At 46.5% G+C, this 25,792-nt stretch carries 23 protein-coding genes; 16 read left to right on the top strand and 7 right to left on the bottom strand.

The window, feature by feature from the left end:
- Window positions 1–44: 44 nt before the first annotated feature.
- Together PAHA3_RS14250 and PAHA3_RS14245 are read right to left on the bottom strand one after the other, a co-directional pair.
- Window positions 45–278 carry a hypothetical protein gene (locus PAHA3_RS14250; protein ID WP_017687536.1) on the bottom strand — a complete coding sequence of 78 codons (234 nt, stop codon included), beginning with the start codon at window positions 276–278 and terminating at the stop codon, window positions 45–47.
- Window positions 275–1,312 carry a nucleotide-binding protein gene (locus tag PAHA3_RS14245; RefSeq protein ID WP_062835315.1) on the bottom strand — a complete coding sequence of 346 codons (1,038 nt, stop codon included), beginning with the start codon at window positions 1,310–1,312 and terminating at the stop codon, window positions 275–277. Before PAHA3_RS14245 ends, PAHA3_RS14250 begins: the two co-directional genes overlap by 4 nt.
- 949 nt (window positions 1,313–2,261) lie before the next feature.
- On the opposite strand from PAHA3_RS14245, the gene PAHA3_RS14240 reads away from it, so the two are divergent.
- Window positions 2,262–2,996 (top strand): YitT family protein, encoded by a 735-nt coding sequence (locus tag PAHA3_RS14240; protein WP_062835314.1) that lies wholly within the window; start codon window positions 2,262–2,264, stop codon window positions 2,994–2,996.
- A 116-nt stretch (window positions 2,997–3,112) separates the two neighbouring features.
- Here the strand turns inward: PAHA3_RS14240 and PAHA3_RS14235 are convergent, their stop codons facing one another.
- Entirely contained in the window at window positions 3,113–3,583 is a 471-nt protein-coding gene (locus PAHA3_RS14235; RefSeq protein WP_062835313.1) for a DUF2188 domain-containing protein, read from the bottom strand.
- A gap of 201 nt (window positions 3,584–3,784) precedes the next feature.
- Between PAHA3_RS14235 and PAHA3_RS14230 the strand changes: the two genes are divergently transcribed.
- Window positions 3,785–4,585, top strand: a complete 801-nt coding sequence (locus PAHA3_RS14230; protein ID WP_062835312.1) for a lipid II flippase Amj family protein — start codon at window positions 3,785–3,787, stop codon at window positions 4,583–4,585.
- A 64-nt stretch (window positions 4,586–4,649) separates the two neighbouring features.
- On the opposite strand, the gene msrA is transcribed toward PAHA3_RS14230, so the two are convergent.
- Both msrA and PAHA3_RS14220 read right to left on the bottom strand, forming a co-directional pair.
- The gene (gene msrA, locus PAHA3_RS14225) at window positions 4,650–5,612 is read right to left on the bottom strand and encodes a peptide-methionine (S)-S-oxide reductase MsrA (protein WP_062835311.1); all 963 of its coding nucleotides are present in this window, start codon (window positions 5,610–5,612) and stop codon (window positions 4,650–4,652) included.
- 180 nt (window positions 5,613–5,792) lie between these two features.
- Window positions 5,793–6,404, bottom strand: a complete 612-nt coding sequence (locus PAHA3_RS14220) for a TVP38/TMEM64 family protein (protein WP_062835310.1) — start codon at window positions 6,402–6,404, stop codon at window positions 5,793–5,795.
- A gap of 200 nt (window positions 6,405–6,604) precedes the next feature.
- Between PAHA3_RS14220 and PAHA3_RS14215 the strand changes: the two genes are divergently transcribed.
- Window positions 6,605–7,543: a Gfo/Idh/MocA family protein gene (locus tag PAHA3_RS14215; RefSeq protein ID WP_062835309.1), complete on the top strand. Its 939-nt coding sequence runs from the start codon at window positions 6,605–6,607 to the stop codon at window positions 7,541–7,543.
- Between the two features lie 32 nt (window positions 7,544–7,575).
- Window positions 7,576–7,890: a hypothetical protein gene (locus tag PAHA3_RS14210; RefSeq protein ID WP_062835308.1), complete on the top strand. Its 315-nt coding sequence runs from the start codon at window positions 7,576–7,578 to the stop codon at window positions 7,888–7,890.
- Window positions 7,891–7,915: 25 nt separating this feature from the next.
- Here the strand turns inward: PAHA3_RS14210 and PAHA3_RS14205 are convergent, their stop codons facing one another.
- Window positions 7,916–8,734: an AraC family transcriptional regulator gene (locus PAHA3_RS14205; RefSeq protein WP_062835307.1), complete on the bottom strand. Its 819-nt coding sequence runs from the start codon at window positions 8,732–8,734 to the stop codon at window positions 7,916–7,918.
- Between the two features lie 190 nt (window positions 8,735–8,924).
- Between PAHA3_RS14205 and PAHA3_RS14200 the strand changes: the two genes are divergently transcribed.
- The 6 genes from PAHA3_RS14200 to PAHA3_RS14175 all read left to right on the top strand — a co-directional run bounded on the left by PAHA3_RS14200 (window position 8,925) and on the right by PAHA3_RS14175 (window position 14,436).
- The gene (locus PAHA3_RS14200; RefSeq protein WP_062835306.1) at window positions 8,925–10,037 is read left to right on the top strand and encodes a Gfo/Idh/MocA family protein; all 1,113 of its coding nucleotides are present in this window, start codon (window positions 8,925–8,927) and stop codon (window positions 10,035–10,037) included.
- Between the two features lie 202 nt (window positions 10,038–10,239).
- On the top strand, window positions 10,240–11,208 hold the full coding sequence (locus tag PAHA3_RS14195; protein ID WP_062835305.1) for a sugar phosphate isomerase/epimerase family protein: 969 nt from the start codon (window positions 10,240–10,242) through the stop codon (window positions 11,206–11,208).
- 24 nt (window positions 11,209–11,232) lie between these two features.
- Complete coding sequence (locus PAHA3_RS14190) at window positions 11,233–11,961, top strand: ThuA domain-containing protein (protein ID WP_017687549.1); 729 nt, start codon at window positions 11,233–11,235, stop codon at window positions 11,959–11,961.
- A 343-nt stretch (window positions 11,962–12,304) separates the two neighbouring features.
- Window positions 12,305–12,601 carry a winged helix-turn-helix transcriptional regulator gene (locus tag PAHA3_RS14185; RefSeq protein ID WP_076333333.1) on the top strand — a complete coding sequence of 99 codons (297 nt, stop codon included), beginning with the start codon at window positions 12,305–12,307 and terminating at the stop codon, window positions 12,599–12,601.
- 193 nt (window positions 12,602–12,794) lie between these two features.
- Window positions 12,795–13,526, top strand: coding sequence for a hypothetical protein (locus PAHA3_RS14180; protein WP_062835303.1), 732 nt, complete (start codon window positions 12,795–12,797; stop codon window positions 13,524–13,526).
- A 196-nt stretch (window positions 13,527–13,722) separates the two neighbouring features.
- Complete coding sequence (locus PAHA3_RS14175) at window positions 13,723–14,436, top strand: hypothetical protein (protein WP_139331953.1); 714 nt, start codon at window positions 13,723–13,725, stop codon at window positions 14,434–14,436.
- Window positions 14,437–14,530: 94 nt separating this feature from the next.
- Here PAHA3_RS14175 and PAHA3_RS14170 read toward each other — a convergent pair whose 3' ends face one another.
- The gene (locus PAHA3_RS14170; protein ID WP_062835301.1) at window positions 14,531–15,247 is read right to left on the bottom strand and encodes a Crp/Fnr family transcriptional regulator; all 717 of its coding nucleotides are present in this window, start codon (window positions 15,245–15,247) and stop codon (window positions 14,531–14,533) included.
- A 432-nt stretch (window positions 15,248–15,679) separates the two neighbouring features.
- Here PAHA3_RS14170 and adhE point away from each other — a divergent pair, with 432 nt between their 5' ends.
- From adhE to PAHA3_RS14140, 6 genes are all read left to right on the top strand, one after another.
- Complete coding sequence (gene adhE, locus PAHA3_RS14165) at window positions 15,680–18,292, top strand: bifunctional acetaldehyde-CoA/alcohol dehydrogenase (protein ID WP_062835300.1); 2,613 nt, start codon at window positions 15,680–15,682, stop codon at window positions 18,290–18,292.
- Window positions 18,293–19,117: 825 nt separating this feature from the next.
- Window positions 19,118–21,376, top strand: coding sequence for a formate C-acetyltransferase (gene pflB, locus PAHA3_RS14160; RefSeq protein WP_062835299.1), 2,259 nt, complete (start codon window positions 19,118–19,120; stop codon window positions 21,374–21,376).
- An 89-nt stretch (window positions 21,377–21,465) separates the two neighbouring features.
- The gene (pflA, locus tag PAHA3_RS14155; protein ID WP_062835298.1) at window positions 21,466–22,218 is read left to right on the top strand and encodes a pyruvate formate-lyase-activating protein; all 753 of its coding nucleotides are present in this window, start codon (window positions 21,466–21,468) and stop codon (window positions 22,216–22,218) included.
- 408 nt (window positions 22,219–22,626) lie between these two features.
- Window positions 22,627–23,994, top strand: coding sequence for an extracellular solute-binding protein (locus PAHA3_RS14150; protein ID WP_062835297.1), 1,368 nt, complete (start codon window positions 22,627–22,629; stop codon window positions 23,992–23,994).
- Window positions 23,995–24,045: 51 nt separating this feature from the next.
- Window positions 24,046–24,930, top strand: a complete 885-nt coding sequence (locus tag PAHA3_RS14145) for a carbohydrate ABC transporter permease (RefSeq protein WP_062835296.1) — start codon at window positions 24,046–24,048, stop codon at window positions 24,928–24,930.
- Window positions 24,930–25,760 carry a carbohydrate ABC transporter permease gene (locus PAHA3_RS14140; RefSeq protein ID WP_062835295.1) on the top strand — a complete coding sequence of 277 codons (831 nt, stop codon included), beginning with the start codon at window positions 24,930–24,932 and terminating at the stop codon, window positions 25,758–25,760. The genes PAHA3_RS14145 and PAHA3_RS14140 overlap by 1 nt, the downstream gene beginning before the upstream one ends.
- The last annotated feature ends 32 nt before the right edge of the window (window positions 25,761–25,792 follow it).

Raw genomic sequence — 25,792 nt, 5'->3', positions numbered from 1 at the left:
GAATACTGCCGATTCAGCGGCAGGCTTGATGATGTGTTCAGGAATTATGCAAGATATTGAGGCTTTTCGTAGAACGCCTCTTTTTCAAGGATGACCTTATAAGGTCTTTCCTTGCCCTTCAGGGAGGGCCCAATGGTCGTTAGCGGTACGGCCGGCTTGTGGAAACGATCTTCTTCCTTAGGTTCCGGAACCGGTCGTGATGATTCGGGCGCAGAACTGAGGCGTACCTTTTTTTCGCTGCCCCAGCGCTTGCTTATTTTTTTCGTTTCCGGTTTCATTCCGGTTCGCCTCCTAACAAATCGTTGATGGCGTTGAACAGTTGACGATTCTGCAGGTCAATCTGCTGAAATACCGCCTCATCCGCTTCAATATGTCCAATAATGTGAACGGTGATTACATACCTCTTGGCTACAGGATAGCATAGCAGATATTCTTTCTCAAGGTAATCATCATAGAGATTGATCTTGATCTTGTTCTCCCGGTAAGAATCAATCACCAGGATGCGCTTGGGATCATCCGGTGGTTTGTCGTCGTTAGCGGACAAGTCATACTTTCTTCCCGGTTCTCCAACATTACCACATAATTGCTCGATATAACCACTGTCATCTGTACGGTATATGGCTGTGCCACGTACGGCAAATGGAGGATGAGAGACAAAGGCGGTACGCAGGGCATCACTCATTCGCTCCAGCATCTTGGCATCTGCTTTGCGGGTACGCAGCAATTCCCTAAAGAACCGCAGCAACTTGAGCAGTTGTAACCTTGCTTCTCCCTCAGTACGTTTATGCTTCTCAATGATGTTCTCCAATTCTGGATCACTCCAGCGTCCCTGTTCCTCAATACTGTCTGCGATTTTGGAACATGCCACGGACACGGCTGGCGCCCATTTTCCATCAGAACGGATTTCATACACGAGTGGATTTAATCCCAGCAGATCTGTAGGCATACGCAATCCTTCGACCTTGGTCGTGTCCTTGATGTCCGTAATATCTTCAGGAAGAATGAAAAAAATACGCTTTCGTCCCAGACGGCCCATAAACAGACCCATTTCAAGCATTGTATTATCCCGGACCGACGCGTAGTACTTCCCACGAATTTTGGATATATCATCCGGATGAAAAATAAAAATGGCGAAGTCTGTCGTACGAACTTCTGTTTCCAGGTCGTCCATCGTATAGCTGCTTGGATTAAAAACTCCGGAGTACCAAGGGGTAACTTCGGCTGAAAAACGTAAGTTTTCGTGTACTGCGGCTGCAATCGGCTTCGCTTCCAGCGAGCAGCCAATAAAGACTCTTGGCTTTAACGTTTTCATCAATCCGCCTCGCTTAAACGGTAGTGGGATTCAATTGTTATATTATACCATAAACAGCAGAGTAAGTCTGGAAACGTCTGAGCTGGACAAAGAATAAAGCCGATTACGTTTGCTATAGTGTATGTGCGAAGGGAAAATGATTCCTTTAAAAAGCGCAAGAAAATAAAAAAAGGCCCCGATTTGTCACAGTTGGGTGACTGACAGTTATTTTTGGAAGCTTTGGTCATAGTATAAAGGAGCAGGTTGCACCATTAGCAAGCATTGCTTATCCTGGTGTTGCCGTATGACTGCTGGAGCAGTCCAGAGGCTGCTTTATGCCTGTTTTTGATGGGTCTGCTGTTTAGACCCGGTCACGTTGGTGTTATATAATAGAAGAACAAGCAAGTTAGCTTTGGTGATTAAACTGAATGAACTTGCAACTGCTGTAAGTTGGATTTACAATTTACACAGGAACGAAGAGTGCAGAACCCATCTGTAGAAGCGAAGTGTTCGCCTGAAAGCTTTCTGAAAGAAAGCTTCGGAAGCATAAGCTATCGCCGGATTTTCCCCAGAGGGAAAATGGAATTCCAAAAATTCGGGGATAAAAGCGATCAAAAGAGGGTACTGCAATTGAAGTGGTAAGTGTAGAATTAAATGTTCAAGCTTATGCATTGTAGTTATTTTTCAGTTTAACTAAGCACAGCTAACCACAACAGAACAGAAAGGATCAGGATACCATGAGTTCCCGAAGGACAATCTCCCCAAGGACGATCTGGAAACGTTACGATCTCTCATACACATAGCGCCCCTTGTAGAGTACACCAACCGGTTTCAAAAAAACGGCTGACTCTGCGAAAGAGGGGATTGGAATGAATATTCGAAGGACGTACACGATGATTTCTTCCAGGCTTACCTTTTGCAGGGTACGGTCGGTCTAAAAAACCAACCTACAAACTGCGAGGGAACCTGAATGAAGAGAACATCGTTAACCTTACAACACGTTAAAACAGAGGCGATCAAATTCGCCATTATGCTACTCGGTACATTTATTTTAGCTTTTGCCTATTATCACATTAACTTTCAGAATCATTTATCGGAGGGCGGATTTGTCGGTCTGGCCCTGCTCGGAAAATACGCAACAGGCTTATCACCTGCTATCGGTATGTTGCTACTGGACATTCCGGTCATGATCCTGGCTTGGTTCCTTAAAGGCTGGAAATTCATGATTCAGGCATTGCTTGGCGTCGGTGCATTTTCCCTATTCTATGACGGCTTTGAACGATACTCCACACTGGTGATGTCGTTTAACGGAAATCTGTGGATTCCGGCAGTTCTATCCGGTGTATTGACAGGGGTAGGCGCAGGGATCGTGCTTCGATTCGGAGGAGCGACAGGCGGAGACGATATTCTCGCCGTGCTGGTTAGCCGCTGGAAGGGATGGAAGCTGGGAACAGTTTTCTTTGTCAGTGATGCTTTTGTATTGGGATTGTCGCTTTTCTTTCTTCCGGTAAAAGAAACTTTATATACGATTCTGGCCGTATGGATCGCCAGCAAAGTCATTACGTACGTCGTTAGTGTTCCGGCTCGCGGAACCGTGGTTACGACTTCAGCTGTGAAATTGCCGATGCCATCGGCTGCAGCCAAGGCAGTTAACGCTGCTGCTGTTTCACAGCGAACTACGGTGGCTAGAGGGGTATCCCATTAACCATACGTTTCAGAACAACCATAACCTGTATCGGGTTTAGATGGTTAACGTTCATATAAAATCCCTTTTGACTGCTCTTCAGCAGCAAAAGGGATTTTGTTGTTTTCGCTCATGTTTCAAGACTTGATCGAAGAAGCAATCTGACCATCCTGATTATGGATAATCGCGCGAATATTCTGTTTGCTACTGAGTTTTTTGGCTTCATCCACAGCTTCAGCTTTAGTATCAAATGTGGACAGATAGCTAGACTTTCCTTCTTCCTTGATCGCCCAGCTAGCGTCGGTAGGCACGACATGGATGTTGTCATGACTTTTGGACGAAGATACGGGCTCAGAATGACGACGCTCCGTGGAAGATGACTTGTTACGGTTAGCATTTTCAGAAGAAGATGTGGAGTCCGATTTTGAACGTTCCGGCACGGGATGGTTTTCATCCCATTCTTCCGCCTTAGCTGTCGCTATGGCAATCGAGCGTCCTTCCTCATACCCGTCATCGAGCAGAGCATTGGCAATTTCAATTGCTTTATGTCTGACACGTGGTTCCAAGTTCTTCATGGATACCGGATAATCCTGTTTGTTCCAAGGCATATGAACCCCTCCTGTACAATAATGGATTAGTTGTATATTACCCTGTGAGGGGAGGGATAAACGATGAACATCCGAGGTCGTAAGTGCATTTACCGATGATCCAGAAGGATCTCGTTTCTATACTTTTGCAAGCGAGAGGAGTATAATGTTGTTCATGTAAGAAATAAGTACAATAAAAGGAAAATAAAGGAGTTAATAAATATGTTTAGTCTTAGCCTGGCAATCCCTATGCTATTCACCATGCTGATTCATGCCGCAGACAGCTTGTCATACGCGCTCCGCCTTGGTGGATTACGCACCCGCAGAATTGCGCTGGCCATTTCATTGGCAGGTATTTTGCTGTTGGTTTCGCGAACCTCAAATATGGCCCAGGGTCCGATGGTAGGTAATCTGGTGGATACCGCAACACGGGGAGCCAATCCACACTTTGCAGCACAGCTACATTGGTTAATGGGTGCGGCAACGATAGGAACGGCATTAGCCATATTATGTTTCCCAACCATGGTGAAGCTCTCCTCGAGAATGGTTGTACATTTTGAAGCAGCCGGTTCCATCCCTGCAATGGTCCGCGGTATGCTGAAGCGAAGCAAGATTAGAAATGCCATGTATTACATCACCCCGCCATCCTGGAAGATGGCCAAACGATTGGTACAGCATGGGATGCCAAGACGGTTGATGATGCTGAATGTAGCGGTAACCGCAATCTACACCACGGGTGTCCTGTCCAGCTTGTACGCAGCGTACCTTTATCCAGGTCAGGCTGTAGCCGCATCCCAATCAACAGGGCTGATTAACGGAATAGCAACTATATTGCTGACCATCCTGATTGATCCGCGGATTTCCCTGCTCAGTGACCGATCATTACGTGGGGAGATCCGTTTGGATCGCATGAATCAGATCTACGGCTGCATGCTCGTATCCCGTCTGTTCGGTACACTGTTGGCACAGTTGTTATTAATCCCATTTGCGTATTGGATCGGTTGGATTGTAAGTATGATGTGATAGCAATGTACGACAAAAAAGCAGTGGGATCATCCCACTGCTCTTTTTGTATTTGTATTAAAACTTATTGGAAAAGGACGGCGTACTCACCATATCCTTCTTTTTGCAAGTCTTCTTTGGGTACAAAACGAAGTGCCGCAGAGTTAATGCAATAACGCATTCCACCTGCTTCGGCAGGACCATCGTTGAACAGGTGACCCAGATGGGAATCACCCTCACGACTTCTCACTTCGGTACGAATCATGAAGTGGCTTAGATCGGTTTTTTCCTTCACGTTGTGGTCACGCAATGGACGTGTGAAGCTCGGCCAGCCACAGCCGGAGTCGTATTTGTCGGTAGAACTGAACAATGGCTCACCGGATACGATGTCCACATAGATGCCGTCACCGTGGTGATCCCAGAATTCGTTGTGGAATGCAGGCTCTGTCGCGCTGTTCTGCGTAACTTCATATTGAAGTGGCGTCAGGCGCTCTTTCAGTCCATCCTTGTCCACGTTGCCTGACCAGTTGCGTTCGATGAAATCTACGCGTCCAGAACCTTTGCTGTAGCGTTTGTAGTGGGCAGGATTCTTCCGGTGATAATTTTGGTGATGTTCTTCCGCTTCATAGAACGGTTTTGCTGGCAAGATCGGTGTGAAGATTGGTTTGTCAAAACGTCCGCTTTGTCCCAGCTCGGCTTTGGATGCTTCCGCAATTTCGCGCTGTTCTTCACTGTGATAGAAGATGGCCGTCTGGTAGGAAGATCCGCGGTCATGGAATTGCCCGCCTGTATCCGTAGGGTCAATCTGCTGCCAGAACAGTTCAACCAATTTCTTATAAGGGAAGATGGCAGGGTCGAACGTGATTTGCACAGCCTCTACATGTCCTGTTGTCTCCGAGCAGACCTCTTCATATGTTGGATTCTCGGTATGTCCTCCTGTATAACCCGATACGATTTTATGAATACCGGGCAGTTCCTCAAAGGGGGATACCATACACCAGAAGCATCCGCCTGCAAAAGTTGCTAGCTCACTTGAATGTTGTTCCATGCTATAGTCACTCCATTTCTGATGAAGATTTAGCGCTCGTGTTCGAGCTCCAGCAATCTACCGTTTTATTAAACTTGTTAAACAAGCATTGAGCTTGCTCTTCTATTATATCCTGAATTGGCAAGCCAACCAAGCCGGAATGAAAACAAGCTGAATCTGTACGGCTTGAGAATTCCGTTTTCAGACTTTGTTGCGTGACCGAAAGCGAAATAAGAGCAATACAATGGCCATGAGCACCAGATATCCGGCAAGGATCGCCAGGCTCAGCCAGATTGAGGTTTCAGCCTGTGCACCTGCATAGGCAAAAACAAAAATCGCTGGCATTTTCCCAATGGCCGTGGCAACCATGAAGACCCAGAATGGCGTATACGTTATACCTGCGTAGATATTAACGGCCATCTGAGGCACGAACGGCAACAGTCGCATCGACATGACACCCATGAACGGATGGGCTTCCATCCATGTGGTAAAACGGTTCAGACCCTTAATGCGTTCGAGGTACGATCTCGCCTGATGTCTGAAGATGGTTCTTGCTCCGCCATAGACGAGCGTGGCAGCAAGTGTCGTGCCAAGCCAGCAGATCCAGGCTGCCGTTGTGGTACCGTAACTGTAACCAAAGGCAATAATTACAAACTTATAAGGAATTACAGGCACAAGAGCAAACAATGTTGCCATGGCGAGTAAAAGCGGGATGGACTGATGGAGATCGGTCCAGGCCAGCAGTTCATATCTGTAAATAAACGTGACTCCTGCAAGTAAAACATATAACAGAAGCCATAACCATTTTCGCAAAATCCCAAACGCTCCTTTCAGATCAGGCAGGTCTAGTCGTGTCCCGATCTGTACTACTGTTCCTCATAAGTTTACCACGTTCGCCCATTGTCTGAACAATTCGTACCGAAGTCTGCCGCAATCACTGGCAAGTTGCTGTCCGAAGGGTTACACTATAGGACGTGGAAATATAGAACCGAACCGAAGGTGGAATGATCATAATGGAAACAACCAAACGTAAACGAATTGCAATTATCGGACTCGGGGGTATTGCACATAAAGTGTATTTGCCGCTGCTGACCGCTCATCCGAACGTGGAGATTGTGGGGATTATGAACCGATCTCTGGAGCCGGTCAAAGCCGTTCAGGAGGCATATAGATTAGAACGGGGAACAACGGATCTGAAAGAACTGTTGTCCTGGGATCTGGATGCGGTGTTTGTACATACAGCAACGGAAGCGCACTTTGACATTGTCATGCAATGTTTGGAACAGGGATTGGCCGTATACGTAGACAAGCCGTTATCCTATACGCTTCGGGAGTCGGAAGAAATGACGGCTTTTGCCGAGGCACAAGGTCTGTTACTGGCAGTGGGCTTCAACCGCAGATTCGCACCAATGTACCAAAAAGCGAAAGAATGGATGCAGGGTGGAAAAGGTTTAGAATCCCTGACAGTGACCAAACATCGTACAGGCATTCAGGATCGTCCTGCGGCAGAAACCATCTATGATGATCTCATCCATATGCTGGATCTAATGATGTGGTACTCGGATCATAACGTGGAGCTGCTTCATCAATGGATTCGGAAGAATGATCTGGACAGACTGCTGCATGCGACCGGAACAGCCAAGCTGGGCAGAACAGCTTATGGCCGATTCGATATGGTGCGTGAAGCTGGGGCAGATCTGGAGAAGATCGAATTGCATGGTGGTGGACGATCTGTTGAAGTCGTGAACATGGACATGATCAGCTACATGGAACAGGGAAGTCTGGAAACCAAAGAAACGTTCGGGAGCTGGGACACTGTGTTAGCACGCAGAGGTTTTAGCGGGGCCGTCGATCATTTTCTGGCTTGTCTGGACTCGCCTGATGATTGCCTGATTAGTGCAAGTCATGTCATGGACAGCCATGAGCTGGCTGAACAATTGATTCGCAAATAATTGTAGAATACACATACGGAGGAATACACGTCATGGATGAATATGAAAAGGAACGTAATAAACAGATTGAGGAAGCTGTCATTGAAACCTATAAACAGGAAGAAGAGATGATGATCCTCGTATTTGCCCAGTGGTGTGTCAATCATGGACTGGACCCGGAAGAGATGTACCGGCAAGCCTACCCGAATCAGCAGAGCAACGAGCGTTTGCAGCAGGTGCAGAAGCTGATTGTATCCAAGGAGGAAGCCGGTGAGATCCCGGATGATACAGTACTTGGCGTGTTGTCGATGTTTGGCAATGAAGATCTGGCGATGGTTGTATCCGAGGCCATAGCCGCGCGCAAATAAGTTCAACTTACGTATACTGGTATGATTACATCTGTTCCCGGTGAATGACGCGGAATTCCTTCGGGGACATGCCGAACCGGGAACGGAATACCCGATGGAAATAGGTATAGTTATTGAAGCCGGAAGACTCAGACACTTGCTCCAGGGTCATTGGACTGAAAATAATCCGTTCCCTCGCCATATTCAGCCGTACGTCAAGCGTATATTGCATGATGCTTTTGCCAAACGCTTCTTTGAAGAGATGAACACCCCGTGAGACACTGATACCAATATGTGTTGCCACATCATCCAGCTTGAACAAAGAGGAAGCGTTTTCTTCAATATAGTTCTTAATTTCATAAGCCACATAATTGGTATTGGTTATCGTCGGATGCTCTGAGAGCAGACGATCCACTTCGAGACATAAAATCCGCATATAATAACTTGATATTTCCGGATAAGGATTGGAGATACGGCGTTGCTCCAGCACGAGCTGGCGAAACAGTACTAACAGGCTTTCCGTCAGCTCCACTTTGATTCGGGTCGGCCGTTTGTGACGCTTCCACCACTCATCCACCCAGGAACCATTGAAGAAGATGTGATAGTCCCCACTCTCCACCAGTCGTTCTCCCATCGGATTGATTTCATTGTCTATTCTCAGCTCATAGGGCTCATCAGGATCAAAAAGAAGCAGATCGCCCGCGTCCACCAGGGACATGTCCCCGTCAATACGTGCACGGCAGCGTCCGTCTGTTTGCAGTCTTAACAGGTAATTCTTCACCCCTTCAGGCTGCACCATAGCGTAGGGTTTACGATGAAATGAAAAGCCTGCTGTAAGAACTTGGCAGGAATGATCTGTCGGCATGGGCATACTCCTTGCAATTTGAAAATTATGACCAGATAGTTCATGTTTCAATCATATTATTCATTTTAATTGAAGCTGAAACGGAATACCATAGTATTAGATTTAAGGAACAGGAAACATCCAACAAAACATATGTATATCAACCATTCAAACGCGGATTTTCACCATGCGTAAGGAGATGAACGTCACAGTGGAGAAAATGAAAGCAGGCATCATCGGGTGCGGTAATATCAGTGCCATTTACTTGGAAAATCTCAAAAACAACCCGGTCATTGAAGTCGTGGCTGTTGCGGATTTGATTCGTGAACGCGCTCAGGAACGGGCAGATGAATTTAATATCGCAAACGTTTACAATGTAGATGAGTTGCTGCAAAATAACGAAATTGAACTCGTCTTGAACCTTACGGTTCCTGGCAGTCATGCCATGACCGATCTGGCTGCACTCGAAGCAGGTAAACATGTGTATGCCGAGAAGCCATTGGCAATTTCGCTTGAGGATGGTCGCAAGGTTGTTGAGCTGGCTGAGGAAAAGGGATTGTATGTGGGTTCTGCACCGGATACCTTCCTTGGTTCAGGCATTCAAACGGCTCGTAAAGCCATTGAGGATGGGCTGATCGGTAAGCCGATCGCAGCCACTTCATTCTTCATGGGTGGAGGACCGGAAGCTTGGCATCCTAACCCGGAGTTCTTTTATGTCGCAGGTGGTGGACCTATGTTTGATATGGGACCCTACTACCTGACCGCTCTGATTACGTTGCTTGGACCGATACGCAGAATCAGCGCCTCGGCAGGCATACAGATTGCGGATCGCAAGATTGGCTCCGGACCAAAGGAAGGTACAGCGCTGCAAGTTGAGACGCCTACACACTTGGCAGGAACGATTGATTTCGCAGAAGGTGCCATTGCAACCATGATCACCAGTTTCGATATTCGCGGAGCTTCGGATCTGCCACGTATTGAAATCTATGGAACAGAAGGTACGCTTAGTGTACCAGACCCCAATTATTTTAACGGGGAAGTAAAGGTGCGCAGATACGGCCAAGACACTTGGGAGACGGTCAAACCCGTCTTTGAAAGTGGACAAAACGAACGAGGCATCGGCGTAACGGAAATGGTCGAATCCATTCGTGCCGGACGCGAACACAAAGCCAGTGGCAAGCTTGCTTATCATGTATTGGAAGCCATGCATTCATTCCAGCGTTCTTCACTTGAAGGCAAGCATATACATCTGGAGAGCAGCTATGACTCTTTTGCAGTAACTCGCGCAGTTCAAACTGAGATTGAAACCGTGGAATCGCACTAGCTCAGAGTACCAAGTGTTTTAAGCTTGATGCTCTTACGAGTGATGGAGAATAACCAGTATTCTTACGTTCAATTTCAGGATAGAAACACTCTCGATTTTCCACACTAATCAAACAGGCACGTGATCTGAACGGTAATTTTCTACAGTTCAATATTCATGAATTCAGCAATCATACGATATCTAATCCAGGGAGGAATCGCACTTGAAACTCGGCGTATTTTTGGTACTATTCGGAGGACGTAAATTGGAGGATGCTCTTGATTATGTAGCATCCAAGGGATTAAAAGCAGTAGAGATCGGAACAGGCGGACATCCAGGCAATGCACACTGTAAGCCGGATGAATTGTTAAGCAATCCTACAGCACTGAAAAACTTCAAAAACGCAGTGGAATCACGCGGTTTGACGATCAGCGCACTTAGCTGTCACGGTAACCCGTTGCATCCACAAAAGGATATTGCTAAAGGATTTCACGATGATTTTGTTAAAACGGTAGAACTGGCTGAGAAGCTGGAAGTACCTGTAGTGAATACATTCTCCGGTTGCCCGGGAGACCATGAGGATGCCAAATATCCGAACTGGCCTGTTGCACCATGGCCGAATGACTTCCAGGAGATCCTGAAGTGGCAATGGGAGAACAAAGTTATCCCTTACTGGACAGAGTGGGGTAAATTCGCAGCAGATCGTAACGTAAAAGTTGGACTGGAGCTGCACGGTGGATTCTCGGTTCACACACCAGCAACGTTGCTGAGACTGCGTGAAGCAGCAGGTGAAGTGATCGGAGCCAATCTGGACCCAAGTCACATGTGGTGGCAAGGTATCGATCCGGTGCAGGCGATTCACATCTTGGGACGTGAAGGAGCGATCCATCACTTCCATGCCAAAGATACAACGATTGATCCGATCAACGTGAACAAACACGGTGTAACGGATATGCAGGATTATACCAATATGCTGGATCGGGCTTGGCAGTTCCGCTCGGTTGGTTATGGACATGATAACAAGACTTGGGCAGATATTATGAGTGCCTTGCGTCTGGTCGGATATGATTATGTAGTAAGTATTGAGCACGAAGACGGTCTGATGTCGGTTGAAGAAGGATTCTCTAAAGCCGTGCAAAATCTCCAGCAAGTATTGATCGAAGAACCGCTGGGCGATATGTGGTGGGTTTAGAGCTACATTAGGGGGAAATTGAATATGATCAACGTCACCATTTGGAATGAATTTGTCCATGAGAAAATTCACGATGAAGTAAGGGAAGTCTACCCGGATGGTCTGCATCGAGCGCTGGCTGACGGACTTGGCGGCGAAGGCTTTGCTATTCGGACGGCTACACTGGATCAGCCTGAACACGGATTAAGTGATGAAGTGCTGAATTCCACGGATGTGCTCATATGGTGGGGACATATGGCACATGATCGCGTAAGCGATGAGATCTCACAGAAGGTCGCGCAGCGAGTGCTGAACGGCATGGGAATGATTGTGCTCCATTCAGGTCATTTCTCCAAACCATTCAAAGCACTCATGGGAACCAGCTGCGATCTGAAATGGCGTGTAGCTGACGAGCAGGAAATTGTATGGTGTGTTAATCCATCCCATCCGATTGCGGATGGCATCGAAGGCAAAATTGTATTGGAAAAAGAAGAGATGTACGGGGAATTCTTCGATATTCCAGTACCCGATGAACTGGTGTTTGTAAGTAACTTCCAGGGTGGAGAAGTATTCCGGAGCGGATGCACGTTCCGGCGTGGTGAAGGTAAAATCTTCTATTTCCGACCGGGTCATGAGACGTATCCGACCTATTACAAACCGGAAATATTAAGAGTAATCAGCAACGCTGTGAAATGGGCATATCCTGCCCGCAGCTTTAAGCCGGAATTCGGCAAGAGTGAACCTGTTAGACCGTTTGGCGGCGTGCTGGTCTAGTTATCCGTCGTAGTGGTAGTGTAAATATGCTTTAGTTGAACTTATACGGATAATGTATACGAAGGAACCCTTCTCCAAGTCAATAATGACTGTGGCAGTTGGGTTCTTTTTGGGTAAGATAGTACTATGGGGAAGTTATACGATATTTCCCATGGTTACGACGCACCGTGTAATGTATACTGGGATGTATGATCCATTTTGCATGTTATGCTTCTAAAATTTAAACTTTTTAGTTGCAGACGTTTTCTTTGAAGCTTAAATATGTTATTATGAAATATACTAACAAAATGTAAGTTGAGTGATCTCTAAAGAGGTGATTAATGTGGAAGGTCAAGACTTGCGGATGTGTCCGCGTTTTGAAACGGCGTTTTCTTTTTTGGGCAAGCGCTGGAATGGTTTAATTATTCAAACGTTGATGAGTGGTTCGAAGCGATTCAAGGATATCTCCAATCTGATTCCGTCCATGAGTGACAAGATGTTGTCCGAACGGATGAAGGATCTGGAGAGTGAAGGTATTCTGGTTCGTCACGTCTATCCCGAGACGCCGGTTCGTATTGAATATGAACTGACGGACAAAGGTAGAGCGCTCCAGCCTGTTATGAATCAAATTCAGGATTGGGCTGAGAAGTGGGTTGACTAGCGTATAAGCAACAGCACCCACTTGGTTGCATGAATGACATAGACCCCTAATTTCTGTGGAAATCAGGGGTTTTTGTCTTAAGTATAACGTGGATCGGCGTTTTTCTCTGGGGCTGTGCACATGTTGTCATGAGTTGTAGTATAATCTATAGAAAATGGCCGCAGACGGCCGGAGCGAAGGAGGCCCACTTGTCATGAGAGAAGAAAGCTTATCCCGTGAAGTACGCTACGGCAAGAAAGATATTGCAGAACTTGAGAGCGCATCCATTCAGGTCCATCTAATCTACAAAAAAGCTGCGGAGTTGTTTAAGCGCACAGTATATTCGCGTTCGGTTAAAGATGATTTTACCGAAGTGAATACGCATTCTGTGAACAACGATGGTCCGAGATTGGCTCCGGCGGTGCTGCAAAAATGGATTCAAACGTCCAGAGGCTGGAAGTGTATCGGATGTGAAATGAGTCAACCTGATTCGGCGATGTCTCAGATGGAGGAAACCATCCATGGAAAGCGATTGGTGCTGGATGTGGGAGAAGGTCGGTTGGTTCAGGCAGAAATGCTGATTCAGGCGGTTGTCTGGTCTCAATATGAGAAGATTCGGATGTTTGCACCATGGCTTGGCGATGAACCCTTCTATAGCGTGCAGGAACTGGATGTCATTGCCCGTTATATTGTGCCTACCTATTTCTCGGAACGCCCCTTGCATGAGCAAGGGAAGGTATTCAAGGTACATCAACAATATGGTCAGATTCCGTTATACCAGGAGTATGTAGACGCACCTTCATGCTGCGTAAAGGTGGACGGTGGATTGCTTGAAGGCCGATTGCTGACAGGCGTATATGTATCGGAGGAACAGTTCTTCGGGCTCAATCCATATCTGAAAGATGGAGATGGAGGACGGACATACATGCAGGCATGTGTCCAATAACAAAGCAAACACTAGAACAGAAAACGGATTCAGATTGGAGAGCCTGTGTGCAGGCTCTCTTTGTTGTACCAGTCCTCTCTGGAGGGCGCGCGCGATAAAAGTAACGGGTTTGACACTTTTTTTTGTTGAGTGTTGTGCCATAATAGAGGTTATGGACAACAGGGTGAATGATTTTACGCAGGGTGGTGTTACCTACATGAAGAAGAAAATCCCCGGTTACATAGGTGTATGTTTGCTCATTCTGGCGATCTTGGCTGGATGTAGTGAGACGCAGCCTTCAGAGCAGCCAATTGTCAAAGAGACGGAAACAGCGAATACGATTACAGTGGCTGTAGATGGCAGTACATTCTTGCCTGATGCAACGAAGTCCATTAAGCGAGATTTTAGTGAGGGTTTGACACTCAAAAAAGCATTACTCAATAGCGGACTCGTTGATTTTACGGCGGATGGCAAACGGATTCAATCCGTGGGTGAAGTTTCTCTCGATTCTTCGCTGAGCTGGGCTGTGAAGTTGAATGGCAAGGATATTGAACAGGAAGATTGGGACATGGAGCTTCATGCCAAAGATGAAGTGATCATTTACGTGAAAGCCGCTGACAGTGGGGGGGATGGCGTTGCATATCAGACAACGTTACTCAAGGTGAGCGGTGGAAACATTATGCCAACTCTTAATCGTCAATATGCTGGAGTCTATGTTCAGGAATGTACAGTTCGCGATGTACTGAAGTCCAGCGGGATTGTGAGAATGTCGGAGAACAACAAATTCGTCGTTTCGGTCGAGAATGTGACACCCCGTATGAATCAGCGGTGGGTCATTATGGTGAATGACAAGGAATTAATGGAAAACGGTTTGGATATGAAATTAAATCCACGTGATGCGGTAAAGCTTGAATTGACCAATGCATCGTAAGCATACAAAGAAGCCCAATCTCTATTTAGAGAACTGGGCTTTTTTCATTGATGAAATTGTTTTGCAAGCAACACCTTATTAGCACAATCGTACTTCAAATACGACAGATCTCATTCGGGCAAAGTTCACAGTGACAGATGCCTTGCAGCATCTTCAGATCTTTGATGACGATCATGCCATTGTCATATTCAATCGCATCTTTCTTACGAAGATCGCTTAACATGCGGTTTACACTTTCACGGGTGGCTCCAATCATATTAGACAGATCCGTGTGGGTAATTTTTTTGTGAATAATGACATGCTCTCCATGAGCCTCACCATACGAATTCGACAACCGAATGAGGGTAGAACAGAGCGCACCCGGTTTGCCATATAACATGAGGTCCCGGAACTTGGTCTGTGTCAGCCGGTGATGGATGCCCATCCATTTCATAAAGTCGATCGCAAAGTCACAATGCTGGCATATCAGCATTTCCAGGTCTTTGTGTTCCAGTACACCAATTTCACTGTCTTCCAGTACTTCCGCTGAAAAGCTGTGTTTAGAGCCGAAGAAGGGATCAGCCTGCCCAATCATGTCACCGGACTGATACATGTACATGATCAGTTCTTTGCCTTCATCCGTTGATTTGGTGATCTGGGCACGACCCCGTTTCATATAATAAAGTTTGTCAGAGACGTCTCCTTCCCAGTACAGATGGGTACCTTCAGGATAGGTTCTATCTTTCATTGTAACCAGCAGATGGTTGAAATTCGCTTCCGAGAAACAGTTGGTATTGCCGCGTTTTTCCAGTACAGTCGTTAGTTCTCTCATAAGTCTATCTCCCCTTTATGTCCATCGGACGACCTTCTGTAGCTTGCAGTAGCCTCCGAGGTTCGCCGCAAACCGTTGCCGTCCTGATCAGGGTCATCTCGGCCGGGAGGAAGGACGGTACAAATTGCGGTGGTTCAATTTTTAAGTTCAGTATATACCTAAACTTACCTTTTGGGGGGCATGGGAAGGCATCAAAAATGGCGAAATTCCAAACATTGTGATTAAATTCACTTTTAGTAGGGAAGGATGTGTTCGATAGCACTACACTTATTATAGGAAGTGGAAATCAACTTGTTAGCGGACATTACAAAACTAAATTTAAATTTGTTATACTTTGTGAAAAAAATCACATGATTACGTTTTTGGCTATGGTACGATGTGAATGTAAACGAGAGAGACAAACTAATACGAACCTTTAGGAGGATGAGGGAGATGGCTGTAAAGAACGAAGTCGCCCCAGCAAAAGAACCGACAGCAGGTCAGTATATTCAAACGTTAATCGACAAAGCGAATAAAGCACACGCCGCATTCATGAAGATGGACCAGAAGCAGATTGACCGGATTGTGCAAGCAATGGCGCTTGCGGGTCTGGATAAACACATGATGCTTGCCAAGATGGCTGTAGAAGAAACAGGTCGCGGAGTGTATGAGGATAAAATTACCAAAAATATATTTGCAACAGAATATGTGTACCACAGCATCAAGTATGACAAAACCGTAGGTGTGATTGAAGATAACGAGTACGAAAGCTTCCAGAAAATTGCGGAGCCAGTCGGCATCATCATGGGTATTACACCAGTAACCAATCCGACATCAACGACGATGTTTAAAGCACTGATCTCCATCAAGACGCGTAACCCAATCATCTTTGGTTTCCACCCATCTGCACAGAATTGTAGCCGCGAAGCTGCTAAGATCCTGCTGGAAGCGGCTGTGAAACATGGTGCACCAGCAGATTGTATTCAGTGGATTGATGATCCTTCCATGGATCGTACGAACGAACTGATGAATCACAATGATGTAGCTCTCATTCTGGCAACAGGCGGATCAGGCATGGTACGTGCAGCGTACAGCTGTGGTAAACCTGCACTGGGCGTAGGACCGGGTAACGTACCTTGTTTTATCGAGAAAAGCGCGGATATCAATCAGGCAGTGACGGATTTGATCCTGTCGAAATCCTTCGATAACGGCATGATCTGTGCTTCTGAGCAAGCAGTAATCATTGAAGAACCGATCTTTGATCAAGTGAAGAAAAAAATGATTGCGAACGGCTGTTACTTTGTTAACAAAGATGAAGCAGCAAAATTGACAGCAGGTGCGATTAATGCCGAGAAATGTGCGGTGAACCCGGCGATTGTTGGTCAATCTGCGGTGAGCATTGCGAAGTTGTGCGGCATTGAGGTTCCAGCAGGCACCAAAATTCTCGTGGCCGAGATTGAAGGGGTAGGTACGAAATTCCCATTGTCGGCTGAGAAATTAAGCCCGGTACTGGCTTGTTACAAAGTCAAAACGGCAGCAGAGGGCATTGAGCGTGCGGCAGAAGTGGTTGCTTTTGGCGGCATGGGTCACTCCTCGGTTATTCACTCAACGAATGAAGAAGTGATCGACAAATTCGCAGATCGTCTGCAAACTGGACGGATTATTGTGAACTCACCATCCACACACGGTGCCATCGGGGATATCTACAACACGAATATGCCATCATTGACACTGGGGTGCGGATCATACGGACGTAACTCGACTTCTTCCAACGTAACCGCTGTGAACTTAATCAATGTGAAAAGGGTGGCTCGCCGTACCGTGAATATGCAATGGTTCAAAGTGCCGAACAAAGTCTACTTCGAAAAAGGGGCAACACAGTACCTTGCAAAAATGCCTGACATCACACGTGTGGCGATTATTACGGATGCGATGATGGTGAAGCTTGGATATGTGGAAAAAGTAGAGCACTATCTGCGTCAACGTCAAATGCCGGTAGCGATCGAAGTATTCTCCGATGTAGAGCCCGATCCGTCCACAACGACGGTAGATCGCGGAACAGAAATGATGCGCCGTTTCCAACCGGACTGCATTATCGCACTTGGCGGTGGATCACCGATGGATGCTGCCAAAGCCATGTGGTTGTTCTATGAATATCCGGACACGGACTTCAATGACCTGAAACAGAAATTCATGGATATCCGCAAACGGATCTACAAATATCCACGTCTCGGTGTAAAAGCGAAATTTGTAGCGATCCCAACAACATCGGGTACAGGTTCTGAAGTGACATCGTTCGCTGTTATTACAGATAAAAATCAAGGTAACACCAAATATCCATTGGCCGACTATGAGCTGACACCAGACGTAGCGATTGTCGATCCGGAATTCGTATACTCCCTGCCTAAAACGGCGGTTGCGGATACAGGTATGGACGTACTGACGCATGCGATTGAAGCATATGTGTCTGTTATGGCAAATGATTACACAGATGGACTTGCGATCAAAGCCATTCAACTGGTGTTCCAATACCTGGAGCAATCGGCACTGCAAGGCGACAAACTGGCACGTGAGAAAATGCATAATGCTTCCACAATTGCCGGTATGGCATTTGCCAACGCATTCCTGGGCATTAACCACAGCTTGGCGCACAAATGGGGCGGTCAGTACCACACCGCACACGGACGCACTAATGCCATTCTGATGCCACACGTCATTCGTTACAACGCGAAAAAACCGACCAAATTCGCATCGTTCCCGAAATATTCGCACTTTGTAGCGGATGAGCGGTATGCCGAAATTGCCCGTATCTTGGGATTGCCTGCACGTACGACAGAAGAAGGCGTAACCAGTCTTATCAATGCCATCCGTAACCTGAACAAAACACTGGGCATTGAAGAATCGTTCCAAGAGATCGGATTTGATGCTAAAGACTTTGAAGCACATGTAGATTATCTGGCTGACCGTGCCTTCGAAGACCAATGTACAACCGCCAATCCGAAGTTGCCGCTGGTAACTGAACTGGCTGATGTATACCGCAACGCTTTCTACGGAAAGTTTGAATAACGAATCAGAACGAAGCGTGCCTTACGGCAAAAGAGATCAGGGTTCCCCGAGAGGGGAGCCCCGATTGCCGTCTTTCACACAATAAAGAAAAGGGCAGAAAAACAGAAGAGCGAGCATCTGTTTTCAGGAATTATTCTAAGATTTGTTTTGCTCCGAGCATAGAGGAGCAAAAGGGTTCTAAAGAGGTGGCACGGAATTCGTGATGTGGCCGTTTGAGCCAGATGTTCACACAATAACGGAGAGGGCAGAAAAAACTGAAGAAGCGGAGCGTTCGCCTTTGAAGTAAATTTTGAATTTTATTGGTTTATCAGTTGAACTACCTATGTACACGATAACGGAGAGGAGAGAAAAAACCTGAAGAAGCGGAGCGGTCGCCTTTATCAACGGATTTTCACCTTTGAAAAAGTGAATCAAAAAATCCGGGGATAACAGCGATCGGAAGGTTATTCTCTCCTTGTAGTGGCCAGTGTACATCATCTATGGTTCATTCGCTTTTTCAGTAAATTTAAATAATGAACAGCGATCGGAAGTTGTTCTGCCCGCGCAGTGGCTAAGTGTGAATTTACAGGGTTCAATGGGACACAGCACAGGTGGAGTGAGTTAGTTCACTGACTTTGTGATAAAAATCACAGATGATGAAAGTGCCAAGTCGTATACTGAAAATGTAAGAAAAACATTCATCCCGCGGTTCCGGTTCCCAAGTAGAGAGAACATGTTCCGGTTTTATGTGAAACAATTCACATTAATCGCGGCTCTGGGCACACAATGCTACGAATGAAGCAATATGTTATGTGTCCAGAAATCCAAATTAGTGGAGGGATTACGATGTCGGTGATTGAAAAAGATGTCAAACAACAAACAGGCTGGAGAAACTTTACCAAAGGAACATGGACCAAATCCGTAGATGTGAATGATTTTCTGGCAAACAACTTGTCTCCGTATTACGGCGATGAAGCGTTCCTCGCAGGTGCAACCCAGAATACCAAAGAATTGTGGGAAATCGTATCTGATCTTACCAAAAAAGAACGGGATAACGGCGGTGTCCTTGACGTTGATGTAAACACACCAGCGACTATTGTTTCTCACCAACCAGGTTATCTGGATCAAACCAAAGAGCAGATTGTCGGCGTTCAGACCGATGCTCCGTTCAAACGTTCCATTCAACCAACAGGCGGAATCCGGATGATGATTGATGCATGTGAAGCATACGGCTTCGAATTGCCTCAAGGTGTCATTGATATATTTACGAACATTCGCAAAACACATAACCAGGGTGTATTCGATGCTTATACTTCCGACATGCGTGCAGCGCGTAAAGCAGGGATTATTACAGGTCTCCCAGATGCTTACGGCCGTGGTCGGATCATCGGTGACTATCGTCGTGTAGCTTTGTACGGGGTAGACTTCCTGATTCGTAACAAAAAAGGTGAATTGAATGCACTCGAAGTTGATGTCATTGATGAAGATGTCATTCGTCTGCGGGAAGAATTGTCTGAGCAGATTCGTGCATTGCAAGAATTGAAGCAATTGGGTGAGATGCACGGGTTCGATATTTCCTTGCCAGCGACTACAGCAAAAGAAGCGTTCCAATGGTTGTACTTCGGTTATCTCGCTGCGATCAAAGAACAGAACGGTGCCGCGATGTCCCTGGGACGTGTATCTTCTTTCCTGGATATCTACATTGAACGTGACCTGCAAGAAGGCATTCTGTCTGAAGAACAGGCACAGGAATTGGTTGATCATTTCGTAATGAAACTGCGGATCGTCAAATTCCTGCGTACACCAGATTACAACGAACTCTTCAGTGGAGATCCAACATGGGTAACAGAGTCCATCGGTGGTATGTCTGTAAATGGTGAAACACGCGTAACCAAAAACAGCTTCCGTTTCCTGCATACACTGCACAACTTGGGTCCTGCACCAGAGCCGAACCTGACTGTACTTTGGTCCACGAAACTTCCAGAAGCTTTCAAAGACTATTGCAGCAAAGTATCCATTGAAACCAGCTCAATCCAGTATGAGAATGATGATCTGATGCGTCCGATCTACGGTGACGATTACGGTATTGCTTGCTGTGTATCGGCGATGAAGATCGGGAAACAAATGCAATTCTTCGGCGCTCGTGCCAACTTGGCAAAAGCTCTCTTGTATGCGATCAACGGTGGTCGTGACGAGAAATCCGGAGCACAGGTCGGACCTGAGTATCCTGCCATTACAAGTGAAGTGCTGGATTACAATGAGGTTATGAAACGCTTCAAACCAATGATGGAGTGGCTCGCGAAGCTGTATATGAACACCCTCAACGTCATTCACTACATGCACGATAAATACAGTTATGAGCGTATCGAAATGGCATTGCATGACCGTGACATTGTACGTACGATGGCTTGCGGTATCGCTGGTCTGTCGGTTACAGCCGACTCACTGAGTGCGATCAAATATGCCAAAGTAAAACCAATCCGTAACGAACAAGGCATCGCTGTTGACTTCGAAATCGAAGGAGACTTCCCTTGTTACGGTAACAATGAAGACAGCGTAGACAGCATTGCTGTTGAACTGGTTGAGAACTTCATGGGTATGATTCGCAAGCACAAAGCTTACCGTAACGCAGTGCCAACGCAATCTGTGCTGACGATCACATCCAACGTGGTATATGGTAAGAAAACAGGGACTACACCGGATGGTCGTAAAGCAGGTGAACCATTTGCTCCAGGTGCGAACCCAATGCATGGTCGTGATAAAAAAGGTGCACTAGCATCCCTTGGCTCTGTAGCCAAATTGCCTTATGAACACAGTCTTGACGGTATTTCCAATACCTTCTCCATCGTGCCAAAAGCATTGGGTAAAGAGGAGACTACACGTAAATCCAATCTGACTGCCATGATGGATGGTTACTTCGGTCAAAATGCTCATCACCTGAACGTTAACGTATTTGATCGTCAACAATTGATTGATGCGATGGATCACCCGGAAAACTATCCGCAACTGACTGTACGGGTATCCGGATATGCTGTTAACTTTATTAAATTGACTCGTGAACAACAGTTGGATGTCATCAACCGTACGTTCCATGGCTCGATGTAAGTAATTTGCAAGTAGAAGACCGCTAGAGCAAGGCATTCCAAATCATATTAAACGCACAGCGGATGCGGATACAGAAAGGAAGAGGCAGCATGGTTAAAGGACATATTCATTCACTCGAAACTTTCGGGACGGTTGACGGCCCAGGCATCCGCTTCGTGCTTTTTATGCAAGGATGTCTACTCAAGTGTCAATATTGCCACAACCCTGATACATGGGCACTGGATGGTGGAAAAGAAATGACGCTCGAGGAGGTATTGGCTGAAATTGAGCCGTATCTATCCTACTACCGCAGTTCCGGAGGCGGGCTCACGATATCTGGCGGAGAACCAACGTTACAGGCACACTTTGTAGCCGAAATCTTTAAGGAAGTGAAGCGTCGTTGGGGATTGCATACGACACTGGACAGCAACGGGTTTAACGAGCCGGATCGGATTCACGATCTGCTGGATCACACAGACCTGGTTCTGCTGGACCTCAAGCATATTGATGACGAGAAACATATCAAGCTGACAGGCAAATCCAACGAGAGAACGTTGAAAACGGCCAAGTGGCTATCGGAGCAGGGCCGGAAAATGTGGATACGCCACGTGTATGTGCCTGGTATTCATAACGAGGAAGAGGATCTGCTTAACCTTGGACGGTTTATTGGAACATTAAATGGCGTCGAGAAGTTCGAAATTCTTCCATACCATCAGATGGGGATCTACAAATGGGAGGCGCTTGGCAAAGTATATCCACTGGATGGCGTTCCATCGCCAAGTGAAGAAGAAGTGGAGCGGGCGTATCGCCTGATCGAACAAGGTCGCCAGGAAACGGCTGGCGTGGCTTGTTCAGGTAAGTAACTACAGTTATATACAGGATCTATATAATTTGAACTAACTTTTTACACGAGAACGAAGAGGACAGAAATAAGCTGGAGAAGCGAAGCGTTCGCCTTTATCCCCAGATTTTCACCTTTGTAAAAGTGGATTAAAAAAATCAGGGGATAACAGCGATCGGAAGGTTGTTCTGTCATCGGAGTGGCAAGTGTAAATATTCTTGAGTTCAACGTATATACCAACCAAGCAGTCCTTGCGCATATTTCGCAGGGGCTGTTTTTTTGCTGTTATCCATTGTAAATGCAAGATTATTTGTCCAGTGAAGGATTTTATCCCTCCATTGATGAATTGTCATCCTTACGATGTAAGCTCCGGCTTTTTATAATCAGAGTGTAAAGCCAAATGCTCAATATCTTGAGGAGGGTCAACCAGATGAAAAAAGGAATGACATTACTGCTTTCATTATTGCTTATCACTTCATGGACTTTGGCGGGATGTGCAAGCTCAAGTAACGAGCCACAGCAAGGTGCAGGTAATACACCTACGGAGGAGAAAAGTAAGGAACCGATTGAGATGCTTCTGCGCCACACACAGGTGGGAGCCGACAAACAGAAAAGACTGGCCATTCTGCAGGATGTTGTGGACAAAGTTGAGGGTGAGGTACCCAATCTGACCTTTACACTGGATGGCGTCGAATCGGATGTGAATCGCAAGGAGAAGCTTCGCGGAGAGATGGCGGCAGGCAATCCCCCGGATATCTTCGAACTGTTCGGCAGCCCGGATTCCAAAGTCTATGCCAAGGAAGGCATGCTGCTTGATCTGACTCCAATTTTGCAAGAGCTTGGCATTCAGGACCAGTTTACGTCGCTTGAGCCGTTTACGTATGAAGGCAAAGTATATGGACTGCCGATTGGCGGTTCGGGCGAAGGTTTTTTCTATAATAAAGAGTACTTTGAACAAAAAGGATGGAAAGCCCCAACCACCATGGCTGGACTGGACAATATACTGGCCGAGATCAAGGCTGATGGCAAAGTGCCGCTGGCTTCTGCATCCAAGGCAGGCTGGGTTCCGCTCATGTTAACCAACCACTTGTGGTCCCGGTATGCCGGGCCGGAAATTACCGCAAAGTTTGCAACAGGTGAAGCGAAGTGGACCGACCCCGGTGTTGTGCAAGGTTTTGCCAAGCATAAGGAATGGGTCGATAAGGGTTACTTCAAAAAAGGCGAGCTGGGCTTCGAGTATGCCGAATATACCACGCAATTTACGAGCGGAGAAGCGGTGTTGATGTATGACGGAACATGGAAATCATCTGTATTCAAGGAAGGTCAGAGCGGTGAATCGCTCATTGGCAAGGTTGGATTCTTCAATATGCCTCCGGTAGAGAACGGAGCAGGAGATCAGACGTCTTTGATGCGGGATGTGAACAATGGATACGGATTCTCGGCAGCAGTGGCGGATGATCCGCAGAAGCTGGAAGCAGTGAAAGCTTTTATCAAAAACTTTTACAATGAAGATATGCAGGTCCGCGGCCTTGTGGAAGATGGTGTATTGCCTGCCATGAAGCTCGATGAGAAAGTGCTGACCGATAGCATTACCGATGATCTGATGAAAGAAATCGTGGCTGTGCTCAATGCGTCCAAGACGTCGTTCCCGGCATTTGATGCACTCGTTCAGGCCGACGTGACGACAGAGATCAGTAATCTGCAGATTCAGAAGTTGATTGGTGGGCAGACCACGCCAGAGAAAATGGCAGAAGAGCTGCAAAAGGTACAGGAAGAAGCAAACGCTTCAGTGGAATAAACCAATCCAAGTTGTAACTGCGATCGTTGAAGTGACTGAAGGAGGCTGACCATGAATACTTCACTCCGCAGCCCGTTAATCTATACGCTGTTTATAATGCCGGCATTAATTCTGTTTGTGATGTTCTTTTTATACCCTATTGGCAGCTCCCTGTATTACAGTCTGACGAGTTGGAATGGGGTATCGGCTGAGCCACGTTTTGTGGGCTTATCCAACTATGTGAAGGCGCTGACCGATGAACGGTTTTGGATCTCCGCACGGAATAATGGCTTTTTTATCGGATTTTCGGTGCTGATTCAAGTACCCTTGATCGTCCTGTTTTCGCTTCTGATTGCCAATGTGAAGAAGCTGAAAGGTCTGTATAAAACAGCTGTTTTCTTACCATCCATCATGTCGACAGCCGTTATCGGTATATTATGGGGATTTATCTATGAACCCAATATCGGGCTATTAAACAAAATGCTTCATGTGCTGGGCATTGATCCAATCTACTGGTTATCGGATAACCGATTCGCCATGTTGTCCATTTTGGTGACCAACGCATGGCAGTGGACCGGATTTTACATTGTCATGGTGCTGGCGGCCATTCTGGCGATTCCCCGTGATCTGGATGAAGCGGCTGCAATTGATGGGGCAACGGCGGTACAACGTGCAATGCGAATTACGTTGCCGCTGATTCGGCCGATCATTTCCGTGGTGATCATGTTGTCCATTGCAGGTGCAATGAAAGCAGCAGATATCGTGATTGTCATGACCAAAGGTGGGCCCGCTGGGTCCACCGAGGTTTTGGCGACATACATGATCAAATATGCGATTACCAACTTCAAATATGGCTATGGCAATACCATTGCAGTGCTGATTTTTGCTCTGACGCTTGTGCTTACTGCGGTGTATCAACTACTGGTGGCTAGGCGGGCCGAGAGGGTGGAATATTGATGGCGAAAAGCTTAAAAAGCAGTATACCTCATGTCTTGTTAATGCTGTATTTAATCGCGATTTTGTTTCCCTTTTTATTTGTAATCTTCTCTTCCTTCAAGCAGGATAACAATGAAATCGCCCTGAATCCATTCGGACTGCCCACAACATGGGAGTTTAACAATTACGTAGAGGCCTGGGTGAATGCGAAGATTGGCACGTATTTCTGGAACAGCCTCTACATTTCGGTTCTGTCGTCGGCGTGCACGATTGCGCTTGGTGCCATGTTTGCTTTTGCCGTAACCCGAATGAGACACCCGAGATGGAGTCTGTTTCTGTACAGTCTGATTCTGGCGGGCATGCTTATTCCCAATAATGCACTTATGCTGCCAATCTATCTGCTTGTTCGAAAAATGGGCATATTGGATACACATCTGGCATTGATCGTGCCCTATGTGGCAAATGCGATCCCCTTTACAATTATCATACTGGCTGCTTTTATGCGCTCTCTGCCTGGAGAAATTGAGGAAGCCGCTGTTATGGACGGCTTGAGGGCCCCGGGTATCTTTGCTAAAATAGTAATACCTCTTACGGTTCCAGCCATCGTTACGGTTTTTATCGTCAATTTCCTCGGCAACTGGAACGAATTTTTACTCGCCAACTATTTCTTATCCACCGATAAATTGCGTACACTGCCTGTGGGCATGGTCCAGTTTCGGGATCAATATCAGATGAATTATGCTCAGATGTCGGCAGGCATTGTGTACAGCGTTGTACCCGTACTTGTGATCTACGCCATACTGCAGGAGAAAATTATTGAAGGAGTTACTGCAGGTGGTGTCAAAGGTTAATACCATGAACCAGTGAATAGGGAGAACGGGAT

The sequence above is a fragment of the Paenibacillus amylolyticus genome (assembly GCF_001570725.1).
Lineage (GTDB): Bacteria > Bacillota > Bacilli > Paenibacillales > Paenibacillaceae > Paenibacillus > Paenibacillus amylolyticus_A.
The sequence above is the reverse complement of the archived record's forward strand: the minus strand, read 5'-3'. Positions and strand labels throughout refer to the sequence as shown.

Coding starts and splice junctions, on each gene's coding strand:
- PAHA3_RS14250 (WP_017687536.1), bottom strand. CDS start 278: ATGAAACCGGAAACGAAAAAAATAAGCAAGCGCTGGGGCAGCGAAAAA.
- PAHA3_RS14245 (WP_062835315.1), bottom strand. CDS start 1,312: ATGAAAACGTTAAAGCCAAGAGTCTTTATTGGCTGCTCGCTGGAAGCG.
- PAHA3_RS14240 (WP_062835314.1), top strand. CDS start 2,262: ATGAAGAGAACATCGTTAACCTTACAACACGTTAAAACAGAGGCGATC.
- PAHA3_RS14235 (WP_062835313.1), bottom strand. CDS start 3,583: ATGCCTTGGAACAAACAGGATTATCCGGTATCCATGAAGAACTTGGAA.
- PAHA3_RS14230 (WP_062835312.1), top strand. CDS start 3,785: ATGTTTAGTCTTAGCCTGGCAATCCCTATGCTATTCACCATGCTGATT.
- msrA (WP_062835311.1), bottom strand. CDS start 5,612: ATGGAACAACATTCAAGTGAGCTAGCAACTTTTGCAGGCGGATGCTTC.
- PAHA3_RS14215 (WP_062835309.1), top strand. CDS start 6,605: ATGGAAACAACCAAACGTAAACGAATTGCAATTATCGGACTCGGGGGT.
- PAHA3_RS14210 (WP_062835308.1), top strand. CDS start 7,576: ATGGATGAATATGAAAAGGAACGTAATAAACAGATTGAGGAAGCTGTC.
- PAHA3_RS14205 (WP_062835307.1), bottom strand. CDS start 8,734: ATGCCGACAGATCATTCCTGCCAAGTTCTTACAGCAGGCTTTTCATTT.
- PAHA3_RS14190 (WP_017687549.1), top strand. CDS start 11,233: ATGATCAACGTCACCATTTGGAATGAATTTGTCCATGAGAAAATTCAC.
- PAHA3_RS14185 (WP_076333333.1), top strand. CDS start 12,305: ATGTGTCCGCGTTTTGAAACGGCGTTTTCTTTTTTGGGCAAGCGCTGG.
- PAHA3_RS14180 (WP_062835303.1), top strand. CDS start 12,795: ATGAGAGAAGAAAGCTTATCCCGTGAAGTACGCTACGGCAAGAAAGAT.
- PAHA3_RS14175 (WP_139331953.1), top strand. CDS start 13,723: ATGAAGAAGAAAATCCCCGGTTACATAGGTGTATGTTTGCTCATTCTG.
- PAHA3_RS14170 (WP_062835301.1), bottom strand. CDS start 15,247: ATGAGAGAACTAACGACTGTACTGGAAAAACGCGGCAATACCAACTGT.
- adhE (WP_062835300.1), top strand. CDS start 15,680: ATGGCTGTAAAGAACGAAGTCGCCCCAGCAAAAGAACCGACAGCAGGT.
- pflB (WP_062835299.1), top strand. CDS start 19,118: ATGTCGGTGATTGAAAAAGATGTCAAACAACAAACAGGCTGGAGAAAC.
- pflA (WP_062835298.1), top strand. CDS start 21,466: ATGGTTAAAGGACATATTCATTCACTCGAAACTTTCGGGACGGTTGAC.
- PAHA3_RS14150 (WP_062835297.1), top strand. CDS start 22,627: ATGAAAAAAGGAATGACATTACTGCTTTCATTATTGCTTATCACTTCA.
- PAHA3_RS14145 (WP_062835296.1), top strand. CDS start 24,046: ATGAATACTTCACTCCGCAGCCCGTTAATCTATACGCTGTTTATAATG.
- PAHA3_RS14140 (WP_062835295.1), top strand. CDS start 24,930: ATGGCGAAAAGCTTAAAAAGCAGTATACCTCATGTCTTGTTAATGCTG.